Source organism: Streptococcus mitis (assembly GCF_002096925.1).
In the GTDB taxonomy this organism is placed as follows: domain Bacteria; phylum Bacillota; class Bacilli; order Lactobacillales; family Streptococcaceae; genus Streptococcus; species Streptococcus mitis_AF.
On sequence record NZ_NCVN01000029.1, the window covers coordinates 1 to 11,081 of the forward strand.

At 39.4% G+C, this 11,081-nt stretch carries 1 protein-coding gene and 2 pseudogenes; all 3 read left to right on the forward strand.

Features of this window, described 5'->3' with window-relative positions; all coding sequences use genetic code 11:
* Positions 1 to 550: 550 nt before the first annotated feature.
* The gene (locus B7692_RS06145) at positions 551 to 7,549 is read left to right on the forward strand and encodes an SIALI-17 repeat-containing surface protein (protein WP_084930227.1); all 6,999 of its coding nucleotides are present in this window, start codon (positions 551 to 553) and stop codon (positions 7,547 to 7,549) included.
* Positions 7,550 to 7,713: 164 nt separating this feature from the next.
* Positions 7,714 to 7,779 (forward strand): annotated as a pseudogene (locus B7692_RS11250) (YSIRK-type signal peptide-containing protein); the annotation flags it as partial.
* Positions 7,780 to 8,100: 321 nt separating this feature from the next.
* A pseudogene (locus B7692_RS06150) lies at positions 8,101 to 11,081 on the forward strand (beta-N-acetylglucosaminidase domain-containing protein); the annotation flags it as partial.

Below are 11,081 nucleotides of genomic sequence, written 5' to 3' on the forward strand. Positions count from 1 at the left end.
CGTCAATAAACAGACAATCTAAGGTCACTAACTCTTCCATTTTTAAATGAAGATTGAGGTCCATGAAAAGATTACGTATGAGTTCTTCCATCCCTATGGTTTATTAAGCAATTCTATTTTACCAAGACTATCGTAACCATGCAAAAAAAGCAACGGCAAATCCGTTGCTTTTTTTGGAGATAAGAGACTATTATCCCAGACTCTTTTTATGTAGTGTATGCAAATGAACGCAGTCTATAATGATATGAGTCCATAAACTATAAATTTGAAGTATGAAAATGCTATTAATGGAATGAAAGTTGTATTGGAAAGAGTCTAGAACAGAAAGGTACTTTCATTGCATCTATTCCTTTTGAATGAATTTATCTTACATACCAGTTTATTAGGTTAAATTAATGGAAAATGATTGCAATTTCAGGCGTGTTTTGATATATTTAATATATAAATTATATTATCGAACTTGGTACTTGTTTGTGTATTCAGAAGGAGGTTATTTTTTAAAATAAAGTAAACGCTTACTTTGTATCAAGGGAAAGAAATGAGGACTTTAATGAATAAAAGACTTTTTGATAAACGTTGTCATTATAGCATTCGTAAATTTGCAATAGGTGCAGCATCTGTAATGATTGGGGCTAGTATATTTGGTATTTCAGCTATACAAGCTGAGGAGGTGGCTTCATCCAATACTCAAACAGAAGAAACAACTGTTCATCAAGCTCAGCCTTTAGATAAGCTTCCCGATGATGTGGCAGCTGCTATCGCAAAGGCTGATGAAAATGGTGGGCGTGAGTTTGTAAAACCAAAAGCTGAATCGACAGAAGATAAAGTGACTAAGGATACAGAATCAACTACACCAGCTAACAAGGATAGTAATGAATTGGCTAGCCCTAAAGTGGAAACGCCAAATAAAGTAGAAGAAGGAAATAAAGCTGAGAACAAACAGAAATCTGAAGAGACAAATCCAAAGCCTATTGAATCTCTATCAACAGCTGGAACAGAACTGAAAGAGGATTCTAAAAAAACTTCCGGAAATGACCAGGTAAAAGCAGATACAGAGGTCAAACCTTCTTCTGAAAAATTGCAAGCACTGTCTGGTGAGTCGAACAAATCCGAAGTTGAAAAGGAAAAACAGCTATTATCGGAGCGAAAACAAGATTTTAATAAAGATTGGTATTTTAAACTAAATGCCCAAGGAGATTTTTCAAAAAAAGATGTGGATGTTCATGATTGGTCTAAATTGAATCTTCCTCATGATTGGAGCATTTATTTTGATTTCGACCATAAGTCTCCCGCGCGTAATGAAGGTGGCCAGTTAAATGGTGGAACAGCTTGGTATCGTAAGACTTTCACATTAAATGAAGCAGACAAGAATAAGGATGTTCGTATCAATTTTGATGGGGTTTACATGGATTCGAAGGTCTATGTAAATGGTAAATTTGTAGGACATTATCCAAGTGGCTATAATCATTTTTCATATGATATTACAGAATTTTTAAACAAGGATGGTAGTGAAAATTCAATCACTGTTCAAGTGACAAATAAACAACCAAGTAGTCGTTGGTATTCAGGAAGTGGGATTTATCGTGATGTAACTCTTAGTTATCGTGATAAAGTCCATGTTGCCGAAAATGGTAATCATATCACTACTCCAAAACTTGCTGAGCAAAAAGAAGGAAATGTTGAAACACAGGTTCAAAGTAAGATTAAAAATACGGATAAGAAGGCTGTTAAAGTCTTTGTGGAACAACAAATTTTTACTAAGGAAGGTAAGGTTGTTTCAGAATTAGTGCGCTCTGAAACGAAGAATTTAGCAGAAAATGAAGTTGCAGATTTCAGACAAACAATCCTAGTTAATAAACCAACTCTTTGGACGACAAAAAGTTATCATCCTCAACTGTATGTGCTGAAAACAAAGGTTTATAAAGAAGGTCAACTAGTTGATGTAACAGAAGATACATTTGGTTACCGTTATTTCAATTGGACTGCTAAGGATGGTTTCTCTCTGAATGGTGAACGCATGAAATTCCACGGAGTAAGTATTCACCATGACAATGGAGCTTTGGGTGCAGAAGAAAATTATAAGGCTACCTATCGTAAATTAAAACTCCTGAAAGATATGGGGGTTAACTCTATTCGAACAACCCACAATCCAGCTAGTCCTCAGTTGCTTGATGCTGCAGCTAGTTTAGGTCTTTTGGTGCAAGAGGAAGCTTTTGATACTTGGTATGGTGGCAAGAAGACTTATGACTATGGACGGTTCTTTGATCAAGATGCAACTCATCCTGAAGCTAAGAAGGGTGAGAAGTGGTCTGACTTTGATCTTAGAACAATGGTAGAACGTGATAAGAACAATCCGTCTATCGTAATGTGGTCTCTTGGAAATGAGGTGGAAGAGGCAAATGGTAGTCCTCGTTCTATAGAGACAGCTAAACGTCTGAAGGCTATTATCAAGGCGATTGATACTGAACGTTATGTCACCATGGGTGAAAATAAATTTAGTCGTGCAGCGACAGGTGATTTCTTGAAACTCGCAGAAATCATGGATGCTGTCGGTATGAACTATGGTGAACGTTTTTATGATGCGGTTCGTAGAGCGCATCCAGACTGGCTCATTTATGGTTCTGAAACCTCTTCAGCTACTAGAACGCGTGATTCTTATTACAATCCTGCTCAAATCCTTGGACACGATAACCGTCCAAATCGTCACTATGAACAATCTGATTATGGTAATGACCGTGTTGGGTGGGGAAGAACAGCTACTGAGTCATGGACTTTTGACCGTGATCGCGCTGGCTATGCTGGACAATTTATCTGGACAGGAATTGATTATATCGGTGAACCAACTCCATGGCATAACCAAGATAATACACCTGTGAAGAGCTCTTACTTCGGTATCATCGATACGGCTGGTTTACCGAAGAATGATTTTTACCTTTACCGTAGTGAATGGTATAGTGCTAAAGAAAAGCCAACTGTTCGCATTTTACCACATTGGAACTGGACTGAAGAGACTCTTAAGGATCGCAAGATGCTGGTCGATGGAAAGGTTCCAGTTCGTACCTTCTCAAATGCTGCAAGTGTCGAATTGTTCTTAAATGGTGAGTCGCTTGGTAAAAAGGAATATACGAAGAAAACGACAGAAGATGGACGTCCTTATCATGAAGGGGCTAAACCAAGTGAATTGTATCTCGAGTGGCTTGTAAAATACCAACCAGGTACACTGACTGCTATTGCTAGAGATGAAAATGGCAAAGAAATTGCACGTGATAGTGTGACAACAGCTGGGGAGCCAGCAAGGGTTCGTCTGACTAAAGAAGAGCATGTTATCACTGCAGATGGAAAAGATCTATCCTACATCCATTACGAAATTGTTGATGGCGATGGGAATGTGGTTCCGACAGCTAACAACCTTGTGCATTTCAATCTTCATGGTCAGGGACAAATTGTTGGGGTCGATAATGGAGAACAAGCTAGCCGTGAGCGTTACAAAGCTCAAGCAGATGGAACATGGCAAAGACGTGCTTTCAATGGTAAAGGAGTTGTCATTGTAAAATCAACAGAAAAAGAAGGTAAATTTACTCTTTATGCAGATTCTGCTGGCTTAACTTCTGATAGCGCAACGGTCGCAACTGTGTCTGGTAAGAAAGAAAACCGTCACTTTGTAGCCTTTGCTCCTGTAAAAGCAACAACTGACGTGACAACAAATCCTGAATTGCCTCAAACAGTAACAGCTATTTATAGCGACGGTAGTGTTGAGGAAAAGACTGTAACATGGGACGTGCCATCTGACTTGCTTACAAGTGCAGGTGAGAAAAAAGTATCTGGACGTGTAGAAGGTTTGGAAACCAAAGCTGAGGCACTTGTAAAAGTGATTGCCTTAGATAGATGGTTACCAAAAGTTGCTACAGTACCAGTTGGTACAACTGCAGCTGATTTGGATAAAACGGTCACAGCTGTTCTGACAGATGGTAGTTTGATTGATACAGATGTTGTTTCTTGGACTTTGAAAGATCCTGCTGCTTTGACCAAGGAAGGGGGACGTACAGAGGCTACTGGTAAATTGGTAGATGATGACCGTGAAGTAACTGCAACCTTTATTGCAAGCAGTAAGGAAACAACAAGTAGCATTACAGGACTTACTGTTGGGGATAAAGCTCTTGAGAACTTCGAGTCTGGCAAGACTTATTACCGTGTATCCCTTCCTTACACTGGAACAATTCCAAGTGTTGGAGCTCAGACTACTGGTTATCAAGTAACTGTTCAGCAAGCTTCTGCTGATAATGGTTATCAGGCCTCGGTCTTCTTGAGTGACCAAAAGGGTAACTTGGTTCAAACTTACCTAATTCAGTTTGTGAAGGAAGCTCCTGCCTTGAAACGTTTGGAAGTAGTTGTGGAAGGAAAAGAAACTGCTACTGAAGATCAGGTCTTAACTTATCGTGTCATTGGTAGTTATGAGGATGGTTCTCAAACAGAATTTTCAGCTTCAGATATTCACCTAGAAGCTAAATCATCTGATGGTGGGCATCTTGAGGTGAATGGACAGAACTTGTTGCTCTATACTAAGGGAAGAGTGACTTTGACACCTCGAATCGATAATCAAACAGAGAAAACAGAATCTGTAACTACTGAAGTGGTGATTAAAGAAAATAAAGTCAGCAAGAAGATTGTGAAACTTCATCCTGTATCTATTTCTACAGACATTAATCAGCAACCGAATCTACCTAAAGAAGTTGGAGCAGAATTTGATAAAGGCTTGCCTCGTAAGGTAGCTGTAACTTGGGACAAGGTAGATGAAAAAGAATTGGGCCGCTATCATAGCTTTACCCTTAAAGGACATGTAGAAGGAACAGACATTGAAGCTCAAGCAACGGTAACGGTTGAAGGTTTACAAGTTGCAGAGGAAATCAGCCTTACTCTTCCTAAGGGTGAGACAGTTCAATTGCCAGCTAATGTTCGTGCTTACCATTCTAACGGAACAACTATCTACAAAGATGTAGTTTGGGATCAGGTTCCAGTCAACTTTAGTCAAACTGAAGGGATCTATGAAATCAATGGTCGTTTAGTGGGTAGCAATCTTACCACTAAAGCTCATGTTCGAGTGTCTAGTCAAGTTGTTGCTGGAAATAATATCTCTAAACAATGGACAGGTTCGCAATTGCCAGCTGCTATTGTGTCCAATACAGGAGGAGATGATTCAGCTAATGCCTTGAACGACCTGACTGTATCAAGAACGCCAACAGATGCTAAAAATAGATGGACTACTTGGAGAACAAATACTGACAATGACTGGGCTTCAATCTTGTTTGGTAATTCAGGAGACTTGACGAAACGTTTTGTCAATAATTTATCGGTTGATTTCTATACTGATGGAGCAATTGGTCTTCCAAAAGAATATGTAGTTGAATATTATGTAGGTAAAGAAATTCCTGATTTACCAAGTGATGTCAGTCATGCGCAACGAGATAGTAATCATCCATTTAATAATCCAGACAATTGGAAAGCAGTTGAAAACTTACATGCTCCAAGTCAGCTATCTGCAACTCAAACAAATCACTTCACATTTGACAAGGTAGAAACCTATGCTGTTCGTATACGCATGAAGAAAGCAGATGGAACATCAGGTGTTGGTCTGACAGAGCTAACTGTCCTTGGAAACAAGGTCTTAAGCTCTACAAGTTCAGAGATTTCTATCAAGGTAGATGGCAAGGATCTTGAACACTTTAATCCATCTAAGACTGATTACTATATTCCTCAATCTAGCAAAGAAATCACTGCAACCGCTAGCAATAATGGTTTGGTAACAGTTGTTCCGGCAACCAGTCCAAAAGGTGCAACACGTCTCATCTTAAAAGCAGAAGATGGTACGGTATTGAAAGAATATCGAATCTTCCGCAATGATGAGAGAGAAACTAGCCAACCTCTTGCTGCAGAAAATAGTGCTAAAATTTTGAATGTTGGAGATGCTCTTCAACTTCCTTCAGAAGTCACTGTTTATTACCCAACTTCAACTACTTGGACTACAGATAAACTGGCAGTGAAATGGGATGCTATTCCTGAACATGCAACAGAGCATGAGGGAACATTTGAAATTACCGGTCATGTCATTGGTACAAATCTAACCACTAAAATGCAGGTGACAGTTGTTTCTAAAGGAAATCAAGTCATTTCAGAAAATCCAAGCAACAATGAAACGGATTCTAAAGCCTTTGCTTCGACAACGAACGATACACAAGCAGCTTCACATGATCGAATTTTCTATATCAATGATGGAAAATACAATGAAGATGGACGTTGGACAAACTGGTCTCGTACTCCGAAAAATGAAGAAACTTCTGTCGGACTACTCTTTAAGAAGGACGGTAAAATTGCCTCCCAATCTATTGGAAAAGTAGCCATTCAGTTCTTTAAAGATAGTGGAACAGATGCCCCAGAGAAAATGGTTCTAGAAAGATATATTGGTCCTGCCTTTACAGAACCAAGTACGATTTCTCGTTATGAAGAAAATGCTGACCATCCATTCAACAAGGCAGAAAATTGGGCACCAATTCCTTACAAAGCTTCTGGAGAATTAGTAGCTGGTAAACCAATCGAGTTTAACTTTGATCCGATTCAAGCGACAGCTATTCGTGCTCGAATGACTCGTAATTCGACTACTAACGGGCTAGCAGTAGTCGAATTTACAGCCTACTCTGCAGGAAAGGGAGCAGAAGTCGAAACACCATCAGCGACTATTTCGATCGATGGAAAATCATTGGAAAACTTTGATCCAAATGTGACAGAGTACACCCTAACAACAATGGGAACTAAACCAAAAGTCACTGCTACAACTAGTGGACATGGAGTAGTCACAGTAGTGGATCATGGAAATACAAATCTTCCAACACTTGTTCGTCTTGTTTCCAAAGATGGAAATCTGGTAAAAGAATATCGTTTACACTTTAAGTCTACCTTCCAAACAACACCGACAGAAGGCGTTAAGAACTTAGTTGCAGAAGCTCCAAGCTTGGAAATTGAAAAGACTCCACTTCCGTTTAAAGAAGTTATTCGTGAAACTCCTGAGCTTGCTCAAGGTAAACGTCGTGTAGTTTCTGAAGGACAAGCTGGAGAAAAAGTTGACTATATTCAAGTATCAGGAACTACTAGAACTCGTGTTCATTCTGAACAAAGAAAAGCTCAAGATCGTATTATTGAGGTAGGAGTAAAACCATCTATTTCAAATAGTAAGGGTGAGGAACCTGCGCCAGTAAACGAAGTTCCAGAATTCAAAGGCGGTGCTAACTTTGTAGAAGCAGCAGTAAATGCAGTTCCGGAATACACAGGAATTCTAGCCATAGTAGGAGATCAAGCTGCTCCGACACTAGAAAAACCAGAGTTCAAGCTAAGTTCGTTAGAAAAAGCTCAAATTCCAGAAGCACCAGTTCAAGTTGCCAAGGAAGACAAGAGATTGCCAGAAACTGGTGAAAAACAGTCAGAAACAGCTATTTTCTTGGCAGGTGTTACCTTGGCCTTATCAGCAGCTTTATTAACTGCAAAACGCAAAGAGGATTAGTCTGTGCGTCTAATACCATTCTATTTGTATAGATTGGTAGAAGATAAAAAATGTATCGATAAATGAGTCGAATAGATGGAGAGGACCAATTAGGCCTCTCCGTCTTTACTAGTAAAAATGGAATCGTTTACTTTCGTGTTTAGACGAAAGGAGATAAGATAAAGATGGGTAAAAATTTTTTCAATAAACGTTGTCATTACAGTATTCGTAAATTCGCTATTGGAGTAGCTTCTGTTATGATTGGTGCCAGTATCTTTGGTGTTAATCTAGTAGAGGCAGCAGAAACAGGTAGTGTAGGAGATAAAGAGGGAACTATAACTCAAGCTCAGCCACTGGAAAAGTTACCTGATGAGCTTGCAGCAGTTTTGAAGAAAGCAGAAGAAAATGCTGGGAAGGAAGGCAGCTCGACAGTTGGAAATGGAGAAGCTGCAGGAGCGATTGGCTCTACCGATTCGACAAATAATCCTAAACTAGCTGATGCATCTGGGACCCCAGAGAATGAAACGAAGCCGTCTGAAGCTATGAGTGGAGGACAAAATGATAAAGAAATTGCTAAACCAAGTCAACCAACTACACCTGAAACTCCAAAAGTCGAGCAAACAGGTGATGGAACAGTTGAATTGGCAGATCAATTTACTGCAAGTAAACCAGCTAGCAAAGACAGCATTGTGGCTGCCAGCAAGAGCGCAGACTATCTCAAGAAAGAGTACAAGGTTTTCCCAACGCCACAAAAAGTGACTTATGGAGAAGGAGTAACAGCTCTTCGTAAGCAAGTCAATCTGGTAATGGGAGATCAACTCGATATTTATACTCGTAATCGCTTGAAGAGTGTCTTGCAGGACAATCAAGTATCCTACACTACTAGTCAATCAGCAGTTGCTGGCGCAACTAATATCTATCTTGGAGTGCATGGACGAGGTTCACAAGCAGAACAAAACATGTCCAAGGTTTCAGCAGGACTATTTGACAAGATTGATGCCTATGCCTTGACCATCAAAGATAACTCGATTTTCATCGTCGGAAAAGACACAGATGCGGTCTTCTATGGTTTGACAACCTTGAAACATATGCTCAAGGAAAGTCAAGTTCCAGTTCTTCGCAATGTGACAGTGGAAGATTACGCTGAAATCAAGAACCGTGGTTTCATCGAAGGTTACTATGGCAATCCATGGTCTAATGAAAATCGTAAAGAATTGATGCGTTATGGAAGTGAATTGAAGTTAACTCAATACTATTTCGCACCAAAAGATGATCCATATCACAATAAGAAATGGCGTGAACTCTACCCAGAAGAAAAACTGGCTGAAATTCGTGAACTTGCTCGTGTCGGTAATGAGACGAAAACACGTTATGTCTGGACTATTCATCCATTTATGAATAAACGTATCCGCTTTGGTAATGAAGCGCATTACCAGGCTGATCTTGCAACCATCAAGGCTAAATTTACTCAGTTATTGGACGTAGGAGTGCGAGAATTTGGTGTGCTTGCAGACGATGCACCAAGCCCAGTTGGTGGTTATCATAGTTATGTTCGCTTGATGAAGGATATAACAAATTGGTTGACTGAAAAACAAACAACATACAGTGGTCTTCGTAAAGATATGATTTTTGTTCCTGCCTGGTACATGGGGCAAGGAACTGAAGCTGAACTCCGGACCTTGAATGAACATCTTCCTGAAAATGTCCATTTAACACTTACTGGTGGAAAGGTTTGGGGTGCTGTTGACCAAACATTCTTAACGAACTTAAAGAAAAATTTAACGGAAGGCGGTAAAACTTACCGTCCAATTCAGTTTTGGATTAACTGGCCATGTAATGACAATACAAAACCCCACCTAATTCTCGGTGGTAGTGAAAAATTCTTACATCCAAATGTTGATTTATCACTTGCACAAGGAATTATGTTAAATCCAATGCAACAATCTGAAGCTTCTAAAGTAGCACTTTTTGATATGGCTCAGTATGGATGGAAGCAATGGCAAAGCGCAGAAGAAGCAGAACAGATCAACGATATGGCCTTTAACTTTGTAGTCAATGATCGTTTCGAAGAAAGCAGTGTTTCAAAGGCGTTTAGAGAACTCGGAAAACATATGCGTAATCAAAATAGACCTCCACATGTCACTAAATTAGAAGAGTCTGTAGAATTGGCTCCAAAATTGATAGAATTTTATAACAAACTCAAATCTGGTCAAAATCTGGATTCTGAAAGAAAAGAGTTGAGGGAAATTTTTGCTGGTTTGAAAGCCAATGCCCTTCTACTTAAAGAAAAAGGCGATCAGAAATTAATTGAACAAATTCACTATTGGTTAGATAATACAGTGGATCAAATGAACGCGCTTGAAGCTTTCTTAACAGCTACGGAAGGACTTACTGAAAAAAATGATGCCAAGGTATGGGAGTATTATCAGGCAGGAGTCAAACATTATGACCAGTCAGTTAAACATGCCTTCTTTTACGTTGACCATTATGAATACGCAGAATTTGGTGTCCAACATATTCGACCATTTATCAATAATCTCAAAGAATACTTAGCCTTGCACATCCAATCAATGTTGAATCCAGATAAATTTGTGACAACATTTATTACGAATCGTGCTGGAATAGAAGGCGGATTGAAAGAAGTCACAGATGGTGACTTTGATACACATGTGATTGCCAAAACAACAATTGTGATTGAAAGAGGTGATTATGTAGGCTTGCGCTTTAATAAGGCAATTAAAATACACAAATTAGGTTTCGCTACGGGTACTAATACGGCTGATAACTATACCTTTAGTAATGCAGTTGTGGAATATCAAAATGAAAAAGGAGAATGGGTAGCCATAACGAGCTCTGCATATACTGGTAGAGAACGCATTCTGGAATTTAATGACCTCGATATCACAGCTCAAGCTGTTCGTATGATAGCAACAGCTAAGAAGGATAATGCTTGGCTCGCCATGCGTGAAATTGCTGTAAATAGACCCCTAGAGTTGGGTAGTAAGAAGGTTAGGGGCACTATTAGCTTAAGTTCAAATCTGATTTATAAATATGGAACAAGTGTTGTTCAGATGCAAGATGGTCAAGAAAACACGGAATCTATGATGGCACATGTTGATCAAACCAATGTCACACCAGAACAAGCTTGGGTACAAATGGACTTAGGTGGATTGCATAAAGTAAAACGAGTTCATCTGATGCAAGGGGAACGGGATAAACTAGCATCTGGAGTCGTCGAATATTCTGCGGATGGTACAAATTGGACTACACTTCAAAATTTAACAGGGCAACGAACTTCTGATATCGTGCAAGAATTTACAACTCGTTTTGTTCGCATTCGTAATACAGAAACCTTAAGTAAATGGTGGAGAATTGCGGAATTTAGAGTGGATGTAGATAGTCCAAATCTTGACTTAACAGACACCAACGTGGATGCCTTAAAGGAAACACCAGTAGTGGATAGCCTAGGACGTTATGATCTTCAGATCCCATCTGGTACAAAACTTCCTGCAAATAGTTATTTGGGAATGAAACTGGACCGAATCCATCAAGT

What these genes read in the sequence shown, in the direction of transcription:
- B7692_RS06145 (WP_084930227.1), top strand. Translation starts at nt 551, where the DNA reads ATGAATAAAAGACTTTTTGATAAACGTTGTCATTATAGCATTCGTAAA.